General features: G+C 69.9%; 14 protein-coding genes. 2 read left to right on the forward strand and 12 right to left on the reverse strand.

Features of this window, described 5'->3' with window-relative positions; all coding sequences use genetic code 11:
* Nucleotides 1-169 precede the first annotated feature (169 nt).
* Nucleotides 170-1702: a GAF domain-containing protein gene (locus MTQ12_RS00725; RefSeq protein ID WP_247423162.1), complete on the reverse strand. Its 1533-nt coding sequence runs from the start codon at nucleotides 1700-1702 to the stop codon at nucleotides 170-172.
* 270 nt (nucleotides 1703-1972) lie between these two features.
* On the opposite strand from MTQ12_RS00725, the gene MTQ12_RS00730 reads away from it, so the two are divergent.
* Nucleotides 1973-3406, forward strand: a complete 1434-nt coding sequence (locus MTQ12_RS00730; protein WP_247423164.1) for a sodium/glutamate symporter — start codon at nucleotides 1973-1975, stop codon at nucleotides 3404-3406.
* 34 nt (nucleotides 3407-3440) lie between these two features.
* Here MTQ12_RS00730 and MTQ12_RS00735 read toward each other — a convergent pair whose 3' ends face one another.
* The 3 genes from MTQ12_RS00735 to groES all read right to left on the reverse strand — a co-directional run bounded on the left by MTQ12_RS00735 (nucleotide 3441) and on the right by groES (nucleotide 5837).
* A complete protein-coding gene (locus MTQ12_RS00735) occupies nucleotides 3441-3737 on the reverse strand; it encodes a DUF503 domain-containing protein (protein WP_247423166.1) in 297 nt (98 codons plus the stop codon).
* A 152-nt stretch (nucleotides 3738-3889) separates the two neighbouring features.
* Complete coding sequence (gene groL, locus MTQ12_RS00740; RefSeq protein ID WP_247423168.1) at nucleotides 3890-5482, reverse strand: chaperonin GroEL; 1593 nt, start codon at nucleotides 5480-5482, stop codon at nucleotides 3890-3892.
* 61 nt (nucleotides 5483-5543) lie between these two features.
* Complete coding sequence (gene groES, locus MTQ12_RS00745; RefSeq protein WP_247423169.1) at nucleotides 5544-5837, reverse strand: co-chaperone GroES; 294 nt, start codon at nucleotides 5835-5837, stop codon at nucleotides 5544-5546.
* A gap of 831 nt (nucleotides 5838-6668) precedes the next feature.
* Here groES and MTQ12_RS00750 point away from each other — a divergent pair.
* On the forward strand, nucleotides 6669-8267 hold the full coding sequence (locus MTQ12_RS00750) for an AMP-binding protein (protein WP_247423171.1): 1599 nt from the start codon (nucleotides 6669-6671) through the stop codon (nucleotides 8265-8267).
* A 76-nt stretch (nucleotides 8268-8343) separates the two neighbouring features.
* Here MTQ12_RS00750 and MTQ12_RS00755 read toward each other — a convergent pair whose 3' ends face one another.
* From MTQ12_RS00755 to MTQ12_RS00795, 8 genes are all read right to left on the reverse strand, one after another.
* Nucleotides 8344-9189, reverse strand: a complete 846-nt coding sequence (locus MTQ12_RS00755; protein WP_282599070.1) for a formate/nitrite transporter family protein — start codon at nucleotides 9187-9189, stop codon at nucleotides 8344-8346.
* An 88-nt stretch (nucleotides 9190-9277) separates the two neighbouring features.
* Nucleotides 9278-10501 (reverse strand): resuscitation-promoting factor, encoded by a 1224-nt coding sequence (locus MTQ12_RS00760; RefSeq protein WP_247423173.1) that lies wholly within the window; start codon nucleotides 10499-10501, stop codon nucleotides 9278-9280.
* A gap of 196 nt (nucleotides 10502-10697) precedes the next feature.
* A complete protein-coding gene (locus tag MTQ12_RS14920; RefSeq protein ID WP_348983826.1) occupies nucleotides 10698-11999 on the reverse strand; it encodes a transglycosylase family protein in 1302 nt (433 codons plus the stop codon).
* A 253-nt stretch (nucleotides 12000-12252) separates the two neighbouring features.
* Nucleotides 12253-13173, reverse strand: coding sequence for a TatD family hydrolase (locus tag MTQ12_RS00775; RefSeq protein WP_247423176.1), 921 nt, complete (start codon nucleotides 13171-13173; stop codon nucleotides 12253-12255).
* The gene (gene metG, locus MTQ12_RS00780) at nucleotides 13173-14696 is read right to left on the reverse strand and encodes a methionine--tRNA ligase (protein WP_247423178.1); all 1524 of its coding nucleotides are present in this window, start codon (nucleotides 14694-14696) and stop codon (nucleotides 13173-13175) included. Before metG ends, MTQ12_RS00775 begins: the two co-directional genes overlap by 1 nt.
* Nucleotides 14697-14750: 54 nt before the next feature.
* A complete protein-coding gene (rsmI, locus tag MTQ12_RS00785) occupies nucleotides 14751-15626 on the reverse strand; it encodes a 16S rRNA (cytidine(1402)-2'-O)-methyltransferase (protein WP_247423180.1) in 876 nt (291 codons plus the stop codon).
* A gap of 17 nt (nucleotides 15627-15643) precedes the next feature.
* Nucleotides 15644-16117 carry a DUF4190 domain-containing protein gene (locus tag MTQ12_RS00790; RefSeq protein WP_247423182.1) on the reverse strand — a complete coding sequence of 158 codons (474 nt, stop codon included), beginning with the start codon at nucleotides 16115-16117 and terminating at the stop codon, nucleotides 15644-15646.
* Nucleotides 16118-16302: 185 nt separating this feature from the next.
* Nucleotides 16303-16965, reverse strand: a complete 663-nt coding sequence (locus tag MTQ12_RS00795; protein WP_247423184.1) for a DUF4190 domain-containing protein — start codon at nucleotides 16963-16965, stop codon at nucleotides 16303-16305.
* Nucleotides 16966-16969 lie beyond the last annotated feature (4 nt).

Raw genomic sequence — 16969 nt, forward strand, 5'->3', positions numbered from 1 at the left:
CCTTCGTCGTCATCGTGTACTCGTCCGGCCTCGTTGCCGGGAGATGCGTCCACGCTAATGCGACGGGGGTTGCCTCAAGGTTGCAGGCGAGGTGGGAGCGGTGCGCACGCCCGCCGACGGAGCACGGGCACCATGGCAGGGAGCCGGGGCCGAGGTGCGCGCCGGCCGGTCATGCTCCGGCGAGGAGCTCCTCGAGGTGGGACACGACGAGGCTGCGCTTGGGTGAGCGGGCGGGCAGGATCCGCAGGCCCAGTCGCCAGGCCTCCTCGTCCGCGGCGGCTTCCGGGAGCTGGAGGTACTCCCACAGCTGCTCCGGCGTGCCCGATTCGAGGACGGCGCTGCGCAGCGCCGCGGCGAGCCGGTGGCGCTCGGAGTCGATCGCGGCGGAGTCCGAGCACGGGAGCAGCTCGCCGCGGTAATCGGCCAGGGCGGCGTCGAGCTCCCCGGCGGCGATCGCCCGGGTGACGCGGAGGAAGTCCGCGCTCATCCCCGCGGGCAGGCGGTAGGGCCGGGACAGCAGGGGCAGCTCGGGGCACCAGCGCTCGAGCACCTTGCGCAGGCGCGTCATCTCCGCGCGCAGGGTCACTGCCGCCAGCGGCTCCCCGTCGGTGGCGAGCAGCGCGGCGAGCTCGGCGCTCGACACCCCGGCGGGGTGGAGGGCGAGGATCGAGAGTATCTCCGCATGGCGCTGGCGCAGCTGCACCGGCCCGCCCGCGACGTCGAGGAGCGGCACCTGCAGCCCGGTCGCCCGCAGCACCGCGACGGTCCGGGGAGAGTCCTGCGCGCCTCGGCGGTGGGGTGCGGTCTGGTGGCCGGATGGGGCCGGGTCGCCGGATGGGGCCTGGTCACGGGGTGCGGCGAGGGGATCCGGGGTGAGCGAGGGCATCGGGGCGAGCGGGGCTTCCGGGGCGGGCGAGTTCTCCGGGGCGACCGCATGCAGGGATCCTGCATGGCGCGGCGAGGTGGACGGACCGACCCGCACCGGCCTCGCATCCGGCCCCGGCCTCGCGACCGGCACCGAGCTTGGGTCCCGCACCGACCTCGGCGGCCATCCGGGCTCAGGTGCCGGCGCGCTGTCGTGGAGCAGCACCCGCATCTCCGCCTGGGCGGCGGCGACGGCGGCCTCGACGAGCGGCTGGCTGTGGCGGGCGACGGCCTTCTCGTCACCGGTGAGGTCGACGACGCCGAGCAGCCGGCGGGTGCGCGGATCGCGGATCGGCACCGCGGTGCAGCTCCACGGGTGGACGGACCGCGCGAAGTGCTCCGGCCCGGTGATCTGGACCGACTCCCCCGTGACGAGCGCAGTGCCGGGGGCGCTCGTGCCGATCGACTCCTCCGACCAGTCCATCCCCGCCTCGAACCCCATGCCCGAGGCGCGACGCAGCGCGTCGTCGTCGCCGAGCACCCAGAGCATGCGGCCGTGCTCGTCGGCGATCGCGACGAGCAGGCCGGTGCCGGCGGCGGGGGCGGAGAGGAGCTGCTCGAACACCGGCAGCACGAGGCGCAGCGGGTGGGCGCTGCGCGCCTCGGCGAGCGCCCGGGCGTCGAGGGCATGGGCAGGGCTGCTGCGGTCGGGGTCGCGCCGGTGCTCGAGCGAGCGCTGCCAGGAGGATCGCACGATCTCGCGCAGTCCGCTGACCGCGGTCAGCTCTCCGGTGTCGAGCTGCTCGTGGGCTCTGAGCACGTTCGACTGGTTCGCCATCGTCGGCACCTCGCAGGGGTCAGGATCCGCGCCTCGGTCGAGGCGTGCACCCGGCGGACGGCGGTGTCCCGGTGGGTGCAGGTGGATCCAGTGTAATCACGATCACAGCACCGAACCAGGCCGGTGCCCACCGGTCGAACGGCGCCGGGCGGCCGCGCGAGGAGGCCCGGAGGACTTCCTCGTGGTCACCGGGCGGACCGGCCACCTCGCCGTCGACAACCCTCCCTGTATTCTGTGTGTACTCGGACCGTCTGCTGAAAGGCCCCTGTGATGTCACCGTCGACCGTCGGACTGGCCCTCCTGCTCCTCGGACTCCTCGCCCTCGTCGGCACGGTGATCCGGGTGCGGACACGATTCACGCAGAAGCTCTTCCTCCCGGTGTCGATCATCGCCGGCTTCCTCGCGCTCGTCCTCGGGCCCGAGGTGCTCGGCCGGCTGGCCGGACTCGCCGGAGTCGGTGCGTTCGAGGAGGGCGGCCTGTTCGGGGCCGATGTCATGAGCGTGTGGTCGGAGCTGCCCGGCCTCCTCATCAGCGTCGTCTTCGCCACCCTGTTCCTCGGGGAGCGGATCCCCTCCCCCAAGCGCGCGGTCACCCTGCTCGGCCCGCAGCTGTCGCTCGGCGTGACCTTCGGCGCCGGCCAGTACGTCGTCGGCATCCTGCTAGCCGTCGTGCTCCTCGTCCCGCTGTTCGGGGTGAGCCCGATGTTCGGCGCGCTCATCGAGATCGGCTTCGAGGGCGGCCACGGCACCGCGGCCGGGATGGCCCCGGTGATGACCGAGCTCGGCTTCGAGGAGGGCGGCGACCTCGCGCTCGCGATGTCGACCGTCGGCATCGTCAGCGGCATCCTCATCGGCGTGTTCGCCGTCAACTGGGCGGCCCGGCGCGGCCACTCGGACTTCCTCGACTCGAAGGCGGAGATGCCCGAGGACGAGCAGCGCGGCCTCTACACCGGCGAGGACCGGCCGTCGAGCGGCAGCCTCACGGTGCGCGCCTCCTCCCTCGAGTCGCTCACCCTCGCGATCGGCGTCGTGGCGCTCGCGATCATCATCGGCCAGCTCATGCTCACCGGGGTGCAGGCGCTCGAGGCCGCGCTCTGGGCCGACTTCGTCGAGATCTTCGCCTACGTCCCGCTGTTCCCGCTCGCCATGCTCGGCGGCGTGATCATCCAGATCATCGCGGACCGGACCGGCCGCGGCGGACTGCTCGACCGGGGCACGATGGAGCGCATCCAGGGCGCGGCGCTCGACCTCCTCATCATCAGCGCGCTCGCCACCCTGTCCCTCGATGCGATCGCGAACAACTTCGGGCCGTTCGCGATCCTCGCGCTCGCCGGCATCGCGTGGAACGTGTTCGTGCTCTTCGTGCTCGCCCCGCGGTTCATCCAGCGGTACTGGTTCGAGCGCGGCATCGGCGACTTCGGTCAGTCGATGGGCGTCACCGCCACCGGCCTGCTCCTCATGCGGATGGCCGACCCCAACCGCAAGAGCCCCGCGTACGAGGCGTTCGGCTACAAGCAGCTCGTGTTCGAGCCGTTCTTCGGCGGCGGCATCATCACCGCCGCCGCGATCCCGCTCATCGTGCAGTTCGGCCCGTTCCCGCTGCTCATCGGCATGAGCATCCTGCTCGTCGTTGCGATCGTCTCCGGCCTGTTCTACTTCGGGAGGAACCCCCGCTTCAAGAACTTCGAGGCCGACCCGGAGTGAGCCGGGCCGGGGTCCGCTGACCGGTGCTCTCCGGTTATTCGTCGTCGCTCGTGCGCAGGCCGCGGTGGGCCGACAGCAGCTCGATCTCCGGCCGGGCGGCGACCAGGCGCTCGACGGCATCGAGCACCTCGACGACGTGCTGGTGGTCCGCACTCACCACCGCCGCCCCGATCGCCGCGCGCCGATGCAGGTCGAGGTGGTCGACCTCGGCGACGGTGACCTGAAAGCGCTTGCGCACCTCGGCGATGATCGGCCGGACCACCGAGCGCTTGGCCTTGAGGGAGTGCACATCGCCCAGACGCAGGTCCATCTCGATCCATCCCATCCACATGCCACCAGGATCGCAGACCGGGGCGGGTTCGTCGCGGCCCCGGCAGAGGGTGGGCCGCCTGCCGGTGAATGCACTGCGGGCCCGGAACCGCAGTTCCGGGCCCGCAGGCGCATCACCGTGCGGTGATCACCGAAGGGTGTCGGGGGCGACGATCAGTCGTCGTCCTCCTCTTCCTTCTTCTCGACCACGAGGGTCTCGGTGGTGAGCACTAGGGCCGCGATCGAGGCCGCGTTGCGCAGCGCCGAACGGGTCACCTTGACCGGGTCGATGATGCCGGCGCCGATGAGGTCGCCGTACTCGCCGGTCGCGGCGTTGTAGCCCTGGCCGGACTCGAGCTCGGCGACCTTGGAGGCCACGACGTAGCCGTCCTGGCCGGCGTTCTCGGCGATCCAGCGGAGCGGCTCGACGACGGCCTTGCGGAGGATGGCGACACCGGTGGCGGCGTCATCGCTCAGGCCGAGGTCGGTGCCCTCGATCGCCTTGACGGCGTGGACGAGAGCGGAACCGCCGCCTGCCACGACGCCCTCCTCGATGGCGGCACGGGTCGCGGACACGGCGTCCTCGACGCGGTGCTTGCGCTCCTTGAGCTCCACCTCGGTGGCGGCGCCGACCTTGATGACGGCGACTCCGCCGGCGAGCTTCGCCAGGCGTTCCTGCAGCTTCTCCCGATCCCAGTCGGAATCGGTGTTGGCCACCTCGGCGCGGATCTGGGCGACCCGGCCGGCGACGTCGTCATCGGACCCCGCACCGTCGATGACGGTGGTGTTGTCCTTGGTGATCGTCACGGTGCGGGCGCTGCCGAGCTGATCCAGGGTCACCTGGTCGAGCTTCATGCCCATGTCCGCGGTGATGACCTGGCCGCCGGTGAGGACGGCGAGGTCCTCGAGGATCGCCTTGCGACGGTCGCCGAAGCCCGGGGCCTTGACAGCGGCGACGTTGAGGATGCCGCGGATCTTGTTGACCACGAGGGTGGACAGGGCCTCGCCCTCGATGTCCTCGGCCACGATGAACAGCGGCTTGCCGGCCTGCTGCACCTTCTCGAGCACCGGGAGCAGGTCCTGGATGTTCGAGATCTTGCCCTGGTTGATGAGGATGTAGGGATCGCTGAGGACAGCTTCCTGACGATCGGCGTCGGTCACGAAGTACGGAGACAGGAAGCCCTTGTCGAACTGCATGCCTTCGGTGAACTCGAGCTCGACCGAGGAGGCCTGGCTCTCGTCGATCGTGATGACGCCGTCCTTGCCGACCTTGTCGAAGGCCTCGGCGATGAGCTCGCCGATCTCCTGCGACTGGGCGGACAGGGCTGCGACGTGGGCGATCTCCTGGGAGTCGGCCACCTCGCGGGCGATCTTCTTCAGCTGCTCCTCGACGGCGTCGACGGCCTTCTCGATGCCGATCTTGAGCTGGCCGGGTGCGGCACCGGCGGCCACGTTGCGCAGTCCCTCGTGGACGAGGGCCTGGGCGAGCACGGTCGCGGTGGTGGTTCCGTCGCCGGCGACGTCGTTGGTCTTGGTGGCGACTTCCTTGGCGAGCTGGGCGCCGAGGTTCTCGTACGGGTCGTCGAGCTCGACCTCGCGGGCGATGGTCACACCATCGTTGGTGATGGTGGGCGCACCCCACTGCTTGTCGAGCACGACGTTGCGGCCGCGCGGGCCGAGCGTCACCTTGACGGTGTTGGCGAGGACGTCCACGCCGCGCTCGAGCGCCTTGCGGGCGTCATCATCGAACTGCAGAGTCTTGGGCATACGTCACTTCCTTAGAGATTGATGGAATCCGGTGAGCGGATGGAATCCGGTCGGAAGCGGTTCAGCCGATGACGGCGAGCACGTCGCGCGCCGAGAGGACGAGGTACTCCTCGCCCTGGTACTTGACCTCGGTGCCGCCGTACTTGGAGTAGATGACCTTGTCGCCGACGTTGACGTCGAGCGGGACGCGGTTGCCATTGTCGGCGACGCGGCCGGGGCCCACAGCGACGACCTCGCCCTCCTGGGGCTTCTCCTTGGCGGTGTCGGGGATGACGAGACCGGAAGCAGTGGTCTGCTCGGCCTCGACCTGACGGATGACGAGCCGATCTTCGAGCGGCTTGATGGAGACCGACATGTTCGGCACTCTCCTTCGTGTGTAGTCGTTCCGAATTCTCAGATCCGGGGGCGTCCGACGGGCACGCGCACGGTGCGCGCGTGACCGGTGGACGTCCGGTCGACCTCTCGTCGTCGCGGGTGCCGAGTGGCCGGAGCCGTTTCTGAGTCCTGTTAGCACTCACTGGTGTGCTGTGCTAATTCGACTCTAGGACGGGGTTGGCACTCGGTCAACTCGAGTGCCAGATCGAGTGTCGGATTTTGAGTCGGCCCACAGGGAACAGGGTCGTGAGGACCTGCGGTCGGGCCGGCGGGGCCTGAGACGAAGGGGGCCTTTGCCCTGCCCGTCAAGGCTGCAGCCGGCACTGCAGACTCCGTCGCACGCCCGACCTGAAAGCGCGATCGGAACGAGTCTGGGGCTGGAGACTCCCGCGATTCCTGCAGCCGCCCACTCGAACAGACCTGTTTTCGCGGGAGTTTGCAGTTCCGGCAGGAGTTCTATCACCCACCGCCCGCGAATGGGCCGTTCTGAGGTCGTGATGCGTCCAGAAGCGCGATGCAGGCAGAAGCGCGATGCAGGCAGAACCGCGAGGCAGCGAGAAGCGTGATGGAGCCGAGGACCCGGTGGCGCGAACCGCTCTCCTGCGCGTGGACACCATAGTGCGCGCCCTTGACACCTGGTCTAAAATCGCCCTAGCGATCATTCACTGATTCTGTCGCCGAGGTGCCGGCCCGGTCACCGGGCACGTTGCCTCAGCTCGCGCTCGCCCGCCGGGCGGAGCCCCCGTCCACGAGCACCCGCACCGCCGCACGCACCACCCGTCACCGCTGAACACAGTCGTTTGGAGGCCCCATGTTCACCACGCCCGCCGAGATCTACGAGCACTCGTTCCGGATCCACGCCACCCGCCCCGCCGTCCGCGAGGACGACCGCGAGTTCACCTATCGCGACATCTGGGCCTGGTCGGACGCCACGATCGATCTGCTCCGCGAGCTCGGCGTCGGCCCCGGTGACGTCGTCGCGATGTACGCGGGCAACCGCGCCGAATGGATCGTCTTCGACACCGCCGTCGCCCGGCTCGGCGCGGTGAAGACCCCGGCGAACTACATGTCCGCGCTCGACACCGTGCTCTACCAGCTCGAGTTCGCCGGCGCCTCCGTCGTCATCACCGACTACGAGCTCGGCAGCGCGCTCGCCGAGCGCCTCGCCAGCAACCCCGAGGCCCCCGCCGGCACCACCACCCCCGGCCGCCCGCGGATCGTCCAGCTCTCCGATCCGGCCGGCCGCACGATCCCCGGCGCGATCCCCTTCCCCGAGGTCCCGGGAGCCGACTACACCCCGCGGGCCGGCGAGATCCCGGCCGACCCGCACGTCCGATCCCAGCTCAACTTCACCGGCGGCACCACCGGTCGGCCCAAGGCGGTCGCCCACACCCGCCGCTCGGCGGCCGCCGCGTTCTACATCCAGATGATCGAGGCGGACATCGCCGTCGGCGAGCAGATGCTCGTCATGTCCCCGCTCGCCCACGCCGCCGGCGCCCTCGCGCTCGCCGGGATCGGCCGCGGCGCCACCGTGCGCATCCTCGCGGCCTTCGACGCCCAGCGCGTCGTCGATCTCCTCATCGAGGAGGGCATCACCTGGACCTTCATGGTCCCGACGATGATCTATCGGGTGCTCGACATCATCGACGCCCTCGACGAGCTCCCCGATCTGCGCCTGCGCACGATCGTCTACGGCGCCGCCCCGATGTCGCCCACCCGCCTGGAGCACGGCCTGCGGATCTTCGGTCAGGTGTTCATCCAGCTGTTCGGCCAGACCGAGGCGCCGCAGTTCTGCACCCGCCTGTCCAAGCTCGACCACGACCCCGCGCGCCCGCACCTCCTCGCCTCGTGCGGCAACCCGACGCTCTTCACCTTCGTCAAGGTCACCGACGACACCGGTGCGGAGCTGCCGCTCGGCGAGCTCGGCGAGATCACGGTGAAGACGCCGTTCGCGCTCACCGAGTACGTCGGCAACCCGGAGGCCACGGCGGAGAAGTTCTGGGACGGGTGGGTCCGCACCGGCGACATGGGCGTGATGGACGCCGACGGCTACGTCTACCTCAAGGACCGCCGCAATGACATGATCATCTCCGGCGGCTTCAACGTCTACTCCCGCGAGGTCGAGGACGTGCTCGCCGGCCACCCGCAGGTGGCGCAGGCCGCGGTGATCGGGGTCCCGCACCCGGACTGGGGCGAGGCCGTCCACGCCATCATCGTCGCCCGCACCGTGCCCGAGGCGCCCCTCACCGATGCCGCCCTCATCGAGTTCAGCCGGGACAAGCTCGCGAACTATGCCCGCCCCAAGACCGTCGAGTTCGTCGCCGAGCTGCCGCAGACGCCGTTCGGCAAGATCGACAAGAAGGCGCTGCGCGCCCCGCACTGGGAGGGCCGCGACCGCTCGATCGGCTGACCGGACGGCTGGGCGGGTCGGGCCTACCGGATCTCCGGGCCGCTCGATCCGCCCCTGGGCAGCCCCACCCGGCCCCTCAGCTCGCTTCCTTCTCGAGGTCCTCGAGCGAGAGGTCACCGCGGCGCACCGCGGAGAGGATGCGGTGGGTGCGCAGCAGGCGCGGCAGGGTGATGATCAGCAGCCCGCCGAGCATGTTGAGAGGGATGACGACGACGAACCACGACAGGAAGTCCCCCACGGTGACGGATGCGCCGGCGAGCATCGCGCCGAAGATCACGATCGCGTTGAGCGCGCCGTGGAGCATGCCGAGGCCGATCACGAGCAGCCCGGAGATCATGCAGATGAGCGCGACGACGACGTCGTTCGAGGTCCCCTGCTGCATGCGCGTCGAGAGCGTGATCGTCGCGCCGGCGAGCAGGGAGAGCCCGATCATCGTCCCCACGGATTCGGGGTAGAGATAGCCGTAGGCGGTGTCGATGAGGGTGTCGTGGTAGTCCGGCAGCGCGAGCACGGTGAGCCAGGCGAAGACGAAACCACCGACCAGATTGCACACGAGGGTGACCGACCACAGCCGGAACAGCTGGGTCCACGTCCCCTGCCCGGCGACGATCGCGTTGATCGGCAGCAGGAACTCCTCGGTGAAGAGCTCCGAGTGGGCCATCTTCAGCGCGAGCAGACCGACGCCGAACGCCATCCCGGCGAGGATGTCGGAATCGGTGGCCTGCTTGACGAGGATCATCGCGAGGATGCCGAGGCCGATGTCGATGCCGCCGAACAGCCCGGTGACGATGAGCTCGATCCACGTCCGGTTGAGACGCTCGGTGCCTTCGGTCACCGTGAATGCCGCTTCGCCGAGCAGCTCCTCCTCGATGTCGAGGTCGGTGTCGCCCATCCGTTCGCGCTGTGCCTGCTGATCCACCATGGGCACAGACTATCGGCCCGGCACATGCGTGCCGGGCCGAGGGAGTCGGGGTTCCGCAGCACATGCCGCGGATCGCGGGGTCAGTCGCTCAGGCGCAGGCCCACTGTCCCCAGCCGGCCTTCTCCTGGAGGATCTTGGCGCGCTTGAACTGCTCCTGCGGGCTGGCGTCGACCGGGTTGCCCTTGCCGCCCACCGACTGCCAGGTGGCGAGCTTGAACTGGAAGAGCCCGAAGTGCGCCCGGTTCTGCTGGTTGACGGCGCGCGGGTTGAACTCCGACTCGCACTTGACGATCTTGTACCAGCGGGTGCCGGGGCCGCCGAGCATGTCAATGATCTCCTGCTTGCTCATCGTGCCGCCGGAATCCCCGGAGCCGGAGCCGCTGGAGCCGGAGCCGCTGGAGCCGGAGTCTTCGGACGACCCGGAATCGGAGCCGCCGCCGGTGGAGGAGTCCTCGGACGGTGCGGGCTCGGGCGCGCGGGTGCCCTTGACGACGACCGCGTCGACGGGCTCGGCGACGACCTTCTCCGAGACCTTCTCCTTCTTGACCTCGGCGCCGTCGACGGTGCGGATGTCGTAGACGACCTCGCGCACGCCGTCCTTGCCCTTCTCCTCGACCTTCGTCTCACCGCGGTCGAGTGATGCGGATTCCTTGACGGTGGTCTTCTTCTCGATCTTCTCCTCGACGGCCTTCGTCTCCGACTTCACGCGGAGCACGTCGAGCACCTGGCCGTCGGACACGGGCGCGGTGAGCGGCGCGGACACGATGTCCTCCCCGGAGACCTCGACGCCGGCCTCGGCGAGCACTTCGGAGACGGTCGTCGTCGTGGCGTTGACGACCTTCTGCTCGCCGTCGGCCACGACGGTCACGCCCTTGGGGGTGACGACCTCGAACGCGGCGCCGTCCTCGGTGAGGGTCTCGTCGAGCGGCAGGGACACCTCGGCGCCCTCGGCCTCGACGCCCAGGTCGGCCAGTGCCTGGCCGACGGTGTTGGCGGTGGTCCACTCCTCGACGGGCACGCCGTCGATGGTGAGGTCGAGGTCCTTGGCGGTGTTGAGCACGATGTTCATGTCGCGCTCGATCTGCGCCTCGGCGCCGGGCTGCACGGCGTCGCGCTCGTCGACCTCGAGGCCCTGCGCGGCGAGCACGTCGCCCACCGAGGAGCCGAAGGTGCGCACCTGCTCGGACTGCCCGTCCACGGTGAGGTTGACCGACTTGTTCAGCGCGACGAACGCACCGGTGCCGCCGACGAGGGCGGTGATGATCACTGCCTGTCCGGCGATCTGAACCTTGCGGTTGCGCAGCATGTCCATGTGTCTCCTCCAGATGCGCTCGGTGAGGATCGCTCACCGGGTCACGCTTCCGTGCTCCGCGCGGCCCCTGTCGAGGTGCCCGCGGGCGGTGCGTTCGTGTTCCGTCGTCGTGCTCAGTGGTGCGGTGGTGCTCGGTGGTGCAGTCGTGCCGCGGCGCTCAGCAGCTCCGGGCTGTGGGGAAGTGTTCCGGGTCCGCTCAGCGGATCCCGAGTTTGCGGGTGCAGGCCGGCCAGGCGCCCCAGCCCTGCTGCTTCTGGACCTTCTTGGCGATGTCGATCTGCTGCTCGCGGGTGGCCTGGTGGGCGTTGGGGGCGTACTTCCCGCCGCCGAATCCCTTCCAGGTCTGCGAGCTGAACTGCAGGCCGCCGTAGTAGCCGTTGCCGGTGTTGATCGACCAGTTGCCGCCGGACTCGCACTGCGCGAGGCGGTCCCACACGCTGCCGTCATCGACGTCCGGGGCCTTCTTGCCGGAGTTGCCGCCCTCGTCGGAGTCCGTCTTCTTCGAGGAGTCCTTCTTCTTCGAGGAGTCCTTCTTCTTCGAGGAGTCCTTCTTCTTCGAGGAGTCCTTCTTCTTCTCCGAACCGCCGGTCGAGTCCTGGGAGTCCTTCTTCGAGTCCGAGCTCGAATCCCGCTCCGGGGCCGGGGCGGGGGCCGGCGCGCGGGTGCCCTTGACGACGACCTCGTCGACGGGCTCGGCGACGACCTTCTCCGAGACCTTCTCCTTCTTGACCTCGGCGCCGTCGACGGTGCGGATGTCGTACACGACCTCGCGCACACCGTCCTTGCCCTTCTTCTCGACCTTCGTCTCACCGCGGTCGAGCGATGCGGACTCCTTGACGGTGGTCTTCTTCTCGATCGTCTCCTCGACGGACTTGGTCTCCGACTTCACGCGGAGCACGTCGAGCACCTGCCCGTCGGTGACCGGGGAGGTGAGCGGCGCGGACACGATATCCTCCCCGGCCACCTCGACGCCGGCCTCCGCGAGGACCTCGGACACAGTGGCGGCGGTCGCCTCGACGATCTCCTGCTCACCGTCGGCCACGACGGTCACACCCTTGGGGGTGACGACGTCGACGGTGGCTCCGTCCTCGGTGAGGGTCTCGTCGAGCGGCAGGGACACCTCGGCGCCCTCGGCCTCGACGCCCAGGTCGGCCAGCGCCTGGCCGACGGTGTTGGCGGTGGTCCACTCGTCGAGGGCGATGCCGTCGACGGTGAGGTCGAGGTCCTTGGCGGTGTTGAGCACGATGTTCATGTCGCGCTCGATCCGGGTGTCGGCACCCGGCTGCACGGCGTCACGCTCATCGACCTCGAGGCCCTGCGCGGCGAGCACGTCGCCCACGGTCGACCCGAAGGTGCGCACCTGCTCGGACTGCCCGTCGACCGTGAGGTTGACCGACTTGTTCAGCGCGACGAACGATCCGGCACCGCCGACGAGCGCCGTGATGACCACGGCCTGGCCGGCGATCTGGACCTTGCGATTGCGCAGAATCGAGTGCACGCGTGTTCCTCCGAGGGAGTCTGAGGGCAGGAAAAAGACTGCACCAAGCGTAACCGGTTCGTTATCAAAATGGCAATCCTGTTACATGCGCAAGACAACGCCCGAGGTCAGGGCCGCGTTACCGACCTCGCACCGGGTCACAGCGCAGGTCACGAAAGGGTGTCGCAGCCCGCTCCCAGCTGTCCGCTCCCAGCTGCCTGTTCACCGTTTCCCGGTCACTGCCGTCGGTGCGCCACCAGTCGGCGCCCCCGCCTCACAGGGCCCAGGTGCCGAAGGCCTGCTCGGCGTTGGCGGTGATCTGCTCGCAGAGCTCGGCGAGCGGGGCCTCGCGCACCTCGGCGAGCTTCCGCAGCGTCACTGCGGTGAGGTACGGTCCGCCCGGCCGGCCGCGGTGCGGGTGGGGGGTGAGGAACGGGGCGTCGGTCTCGCTCAGCAGCAGGTGCGCGGGCACCACTGCCGCTGCGTGCCGCAGGTCAGCGGCGTTCTTGAAGGTGATGTTCCCGGCGAAGGACATGTAGTAGCCGCGCTCGGCGCACTCCCGGGCGAAGGCGGCATCCCCGGAGAAGCAGTGGAACACCGTGACATCCGGCGCACCCTCCTCGGCGAGGATCCGCAGCACGTCGGCGTGGGCGTTGCGGTCGTGGATCTGCAGGGCGAGGCCGCGCCGCTTGGCGGTCTCGATGTGGGCGCGGAACGACTCCTGCTGCGCGATCACGCCCTCGCCCTCGGTGCGGAAGTAGTCGAGGCCGGTCTCCCCCACCACCCGCATCCGCGGGCCGGCGGTCAGCGATTCGATCTCGGTGAGCGACTCCTCGAGGAGGCCCACCGCGGCCAGGCGCGGGGCCTCGTTGGGGTGGATCGCCACCCCGCCGAGCATCCAGTCCCGGCCGGCGGCGGCCTCGCCGGCGACGAGCTCGGCGGTCCAGCGCGCCGAGCGCATGTCGCAGCCGATCTGCATGATCCGGGTGATCCCGGCCTGGATCGCGGTGTCGTGGAAGAACGACAGCGGCGGGAACTCCTCGTCGTCGCCGGGTTCGACCTCCGGGCTCGGCTCCCCGGACTTGATCGGCCCGCGGGCCCCGGTGCAGATGTCGAGGTGGGTGTGGGTGTCGACGCCCGGGTGCGGGAGCGGTGCGGGCACCTCGGGATAGTCTCCGGCGGCGCGGGATGCCATCAGTCCTCCTGGAACTTGGGGAACACCGGCACGGGCTTGGGCAAAGGCGTACCGGCGACGAGCGGGGTGTCGAGGGCGGCGAAGTCGCGGGCGTCGGCCGGCACCGCGAGCAGGTCGAGGAGCTGCGCGGTGGACTGCGGCATCACCGGCTGCACGAGCAGGGTGATGATCCGCACGACCTCGATGGTCACCCACAGCACGGTGGCCATGCGCGCCTCGTCGGTCTTCTTGAGCTTCCACGGCTCCTGCGCGCTGAAGTACTTGTTCGCCGCCGCGAGCACCTTCCAGCACGCCTCGAGGTAGAGGTGGAGGCTCTGCGTGCCGATGTGCTCGCGGGCCTGCATGTAGGCGCCGCGGGCGGCGGCGAGCAGCGCCTCGTCCTCGGCGGTGAGCGGTCCCGGGGTGGGCACCGCGCCGTCGCAGTTCTTCGCGACCATCGACAGCGAGCGCTGCGCGAGGTTGCCGTACTCGTTGGCGAGGTCGGTGTTCTTGCGGGTGACGATCCCGTCGTGGGAGTAGGAGCCGTCCTGGCCGTAGGAGATCTCGCGGAGCAGGAAGAAGCGCACGGTGTCGAGCCCGTAGCCGTCGACGAGGTCGTAGGGGTCGACGACGTTGCCGACGGACTTCGACATCTTCTCGCCCTTGTTGAAGAGGAAGCCGTGGACGTGCACGCGGCGGGGCAGTTCGATCCCGGCGCTCATGAGGAACGCCGGCCAGTAGATCGCGTGGAAGCGGGCGATGTCCTTGCCGATGATGTGGACGTCGGCCGGCCACCAGCGCTCGAACGCCTCCGCGTCGTGGGGGAAGCCGGCACCGGTGAGGTAGTTGGTGAGCGCGTCGACCCACACGTACATCACGTGCTTCTCGTCGCCCGGCACCGGGATGCCCCAGTCGAACGTCGTGCGCGAGATCGACAGGTCCTTGAGCCCGGAGGCGACGAAGGAGGCCACCTCGTTGCGGCGCACGTCGGGGCCGACGAACTCGGGGTGCTCGCGGTAGAGCTCGAGGAGCGGCTCCTGGTACTTCGACAGGCGGAAGAAGTAGGACTCCTCCTCCGTCCACGTGACCTCCGCGCCGGAGGACTGCGCGACCCGCACGCCGTCGACGAGCTCGGTCTCGTCCTCGGTGAAGTACGCCTCGTCGCGCACCGAGTACCAGCCGGAGTAGGAGTCGAGGTAGATGTCGCCGGCGGCCTCCATCCGCCGCCACAGCTCCTGGCTGGCGGCGGTGTGGTCCGCGTCGGTGGTGCGGATGAAGCGGTCGTAGGAGATGCCGAGCATGTCATCGAGCGCCTTGAACGCCGCGGAGTTCGTGTCCGCGAGCTCCTGGGTGCTCACGCCGAGCTTCTGCGCCGTCTGCTGCATCTTGAGGCCGTGCTCGTCGGTGCCCGTCATGAAGAAGACGTCCTCGCCGGCGAGCCGTTGGAACCGTGCAATGGTGTCCGCGGCGATGTACTCGTAGGCGTGCCCGATGTGCGGGGTGCCGTTCGGGTACGCGATGGCGGTGGTGATGTAGAAGCTCATGGGCACCCAGTCTACTGACCTCGCAGGGATCCTCGGGCCCCGGTCCGCGGGCGCTCAGCCCTTGGCTCGGAGGTGCTCCTCGTACATCGCGCGGGTCGACATCCCGTGGCGGGCGGCGACCTCGGCGGCGGCGGTCTTCGCGCGCATCCCGGCGTCGACGAGCCGCTGCATCTCCTCCAGGTGGTCCGCCGGCGCCTCGGCTTCTCCGGAGTGCCCGGCGATGACGAGGGTGAGCTCCCCGCGCAGGCCGTCGGCGGCGCGCTCGCGGAGCTCGGCCGCGCTGCCGCGCAGCACCTCCTCGTAGGTCTTGGTGAGCTCGCGCGAGATCGTCATCCGCCGCTCGGGGCCGAACGCCGCGACGATGTCGGCCAGGGCGTCGGCGATCCGGTGGGGGCTCTCGAACAGCACGAGCGTGCGCTCCTCGCGGGCGAGCGCGGCGAGCACCCGGGCGCGCTCCCCGGCCTTGCGCGGCAGGAACCCCTCGAACGCGAACCGGTCCGAGGGCAGACCGGACAGGGCGAGCGCGGTGAGCACCGCGGACGGGCCCGGGGCCGAGGTGACGGGCAGCCCGCGCTCGGCGACCTCCCGCACCACGCGGTAGCCGGGGTCGGACACGGCGGGCATGCCGGCGTCGGTGAGGAGAACGACACGCTGCCCTCGGGCCACGGCATCGGCGAGCTCGCCGGCCTTCGCCTGCTCGTTGTGGTCGAACAGGCTGACGACCGACCCCGTGTGGGTGATCCCGAGCCGGTCGGCGAGCCCGAGGAAGCGACGGGTGTCCTCGGCGGCGATGAGGTCAGCGGCGGCGATCTCGGCGCGCATCCGCTCCGAGGCGTCGCCGAGGTTGCCGATCGGGGTGCCGACGAGGACGAGGCGCCCCTCCCCGGGATGGGGAGCGGGCACCTCGGGCGCGGTGGAGGTGTGGGTCATGGGTTCATGGTGGCGGGTCAGTAGGTGGTGGTCTGGGAGCCCCAGATGGCGAGTCCGAACATCCCGACGATGATCAGGATGTAGACGATCCAGAACAGGATCCACAGGCCGAGCACGACGTAGCCGACGATGAGGCCCCACAGCGCCATCTGGTCGCCGCTCTCACCGGTGCGCTTGATCTGCTTGCGGCCGATGTGGCCGAAGATGACGCCGAGGATCGAGGTCATGCCACCGGTCACGATGCCGACGAGCGACATGATGAGGGACAGCAGCGCCATGGTGTTCGTCGGGGGCGGCTGCACGTATCCCCCGCCGACCGGGTAGTGCTGGGGTGCGGAGTAGGCCGCCTGCGCGGCATAGGGGTCCGCGGCGTACGGGTCGCTCTGCGCGGCGTAGGGGTCGTACTGGCCGCCGCCGGAGGTGGCGTAGGGATCGGACTGGTAGCCGTAGCTCGACATGGTGGTGACCTTCTTCTCTGCGGGCGTCTGCAATCAACGGTAGGACTTCACCGGTCCCGCGGCAATCGGCGGATGTCACGGTTCGGCCATACTCGCGCCGATCCTGACGCAGGCGCCCGCATGGACCCGGAGCCGAGGTGCGGCCGGAACCGGGGGCTGCGGGTGATTGTCCGGAGCCGGGGCGAGGACGAGTCGTTCCGGATCGTTCGCAGTGCGACTCAGAGGGCTCCGGCGAAGCCGTAGGCGAACCCGATGATGAACGCGATCACGGTGAACAGCACGCAGAAGCCGACGACCACGTAACCGGTGATCATGCCGGCGAGCGCCAAGCCGCTGCCGCTCTGACCGGTCCGCGAGATCTGGGACCGCGCGATGTGGCCGGTGACGACCGCTCCGGCCCCGGCGAGGAAGGCCGGGATGATGAGGATCCCGATCAGCAGGCCGACGAGTGTGAGGAACGCGGCGACGCCGCCGAGGATCAGCGAGGTCAGCGCCAGCGGGTTCGACTGCTGCTGCCCGGCGATGCCTCCCAGAGCCGCAGCGTACTGCGGCGATGCGTACTGCGGTGCCCCGTACTGCGTCGATCCGTACTGCGGTCCCGGCGTGCTTCCCGGCTGCCCGGGGTACGGCGATGGTGCGGCCGGGTAGGGATCCGGCTGGGCGGCGCCGGGATACGGCTGCGGCGCAGCGCCGAACGGGGATTGCTGCGCACCGGGGTACGGCTGCGGCGGACCGCCGGCGGAGGGATTCTGCGGGGGACCGGGGTACGGCTGCGGCGGACCGCCGGCGGAGGGATTCTGCGGGGGACCGGGGTACGGCTGCCTCACGCCGCCGGCGGAGGGATCCTGCGAAGCGTACGGGTCCTGCGGGTTGAACGACATCGTC

The sequence above is a fragment of the Brevibacterium sp. R8603A2 genome, from assembly GCF_023072605.1.
GTDB lineage: Bacteria > Actinomycetota > Actinomycetes > Actinomycetales > Brevibacteriaceae > Brevibacterium > Brevibacterium pityocampae.

Bases quoted from the DNA above. Each gene is read 5' to 3' on its own strand.
- MTQ12_RS00725 (WP_247423162.1), bottom strand. From the start codon at position 1,702: ATGGCGAACCAGTCGAACGTGCTCAGAGCCCACGAGCAGCTCGACACC.
- MTQ12_RS00795 (WP_247423184.1), bottom strand. From the start codon at position 16,965: ATGTCGTTCAACCCGCAGGACCCGTACGCTTCGCAGGATCCCTCCGCC.
- MTQ12_RS00775 (WP_247423176.1), bottom strand. From the start codon at position 13,173: ATGGCATCCCGCGCCGCCGGAGACTATCCCGAGGTGCCCGCACCGCTC.
- groES (WP_247423169.1), bottom strand. From the start codon at position 5,837: ATGTCGGTCTCCATCAAGCCGCTCGAAGATCGGCTCGTCATCCGTCAG.
- MTQ12_RS00755 (WP_282599070.1), bottom strand. From the start codon at position 9,189: ATGGTGGATCAGCAGGCACAGCGCGAACGGATGGGCGACACCGACCTC.
- MTQ12_RS00760 (WP_247423173.1), bottom strand. From the start codon at position 10,501: ATGGACATGCTGCGCAACCGCAAGGTTCAGATCGCCGGACAGGCAGTG.
- MTQ12_RS00750 (WP_247423171.1), top strand. From the start codon at position 6,669: ATGTTCACCACGCCCGCCGAGATCTACGAGCACTCGTTCCGGATCCAC.
- rsmI (WP_247423180.1), bottom strand. From the start codon at position 15,626: ATGACCCACACCTCCACCGCGCCCGAGGTGCCCGCTCCCCATCCCGGG.
- MTQ12_RS00735 (WP_247423166.1), bottom strand. From the start codon at position 3,737: ATGTGGATGGGATGGATCGAGATGGACCTGCGTCTGGGCGATGTGCAC.
- metG (WP_247423178.1), bottom strand. From the start codon at position 14,696: ATGAGCTTCTACATCACCACCGCCATCGCGTACCCGAACGGCACCCCG.
- MTQ12_RS00730 (WP_247423164.1), top strand. From the start codon at position 1,973: ATGTCACCGTCGACCGTCGGACTGGCCCTCCTGCTCCTCGGACTCCTC.
- groL (WP_247423168.1), bottom strand. From the start codon at position 5,482: ATGCCCAAGACTCTGCAGTTCGATGATGACGCCCGCAAGGCGCTCGAG.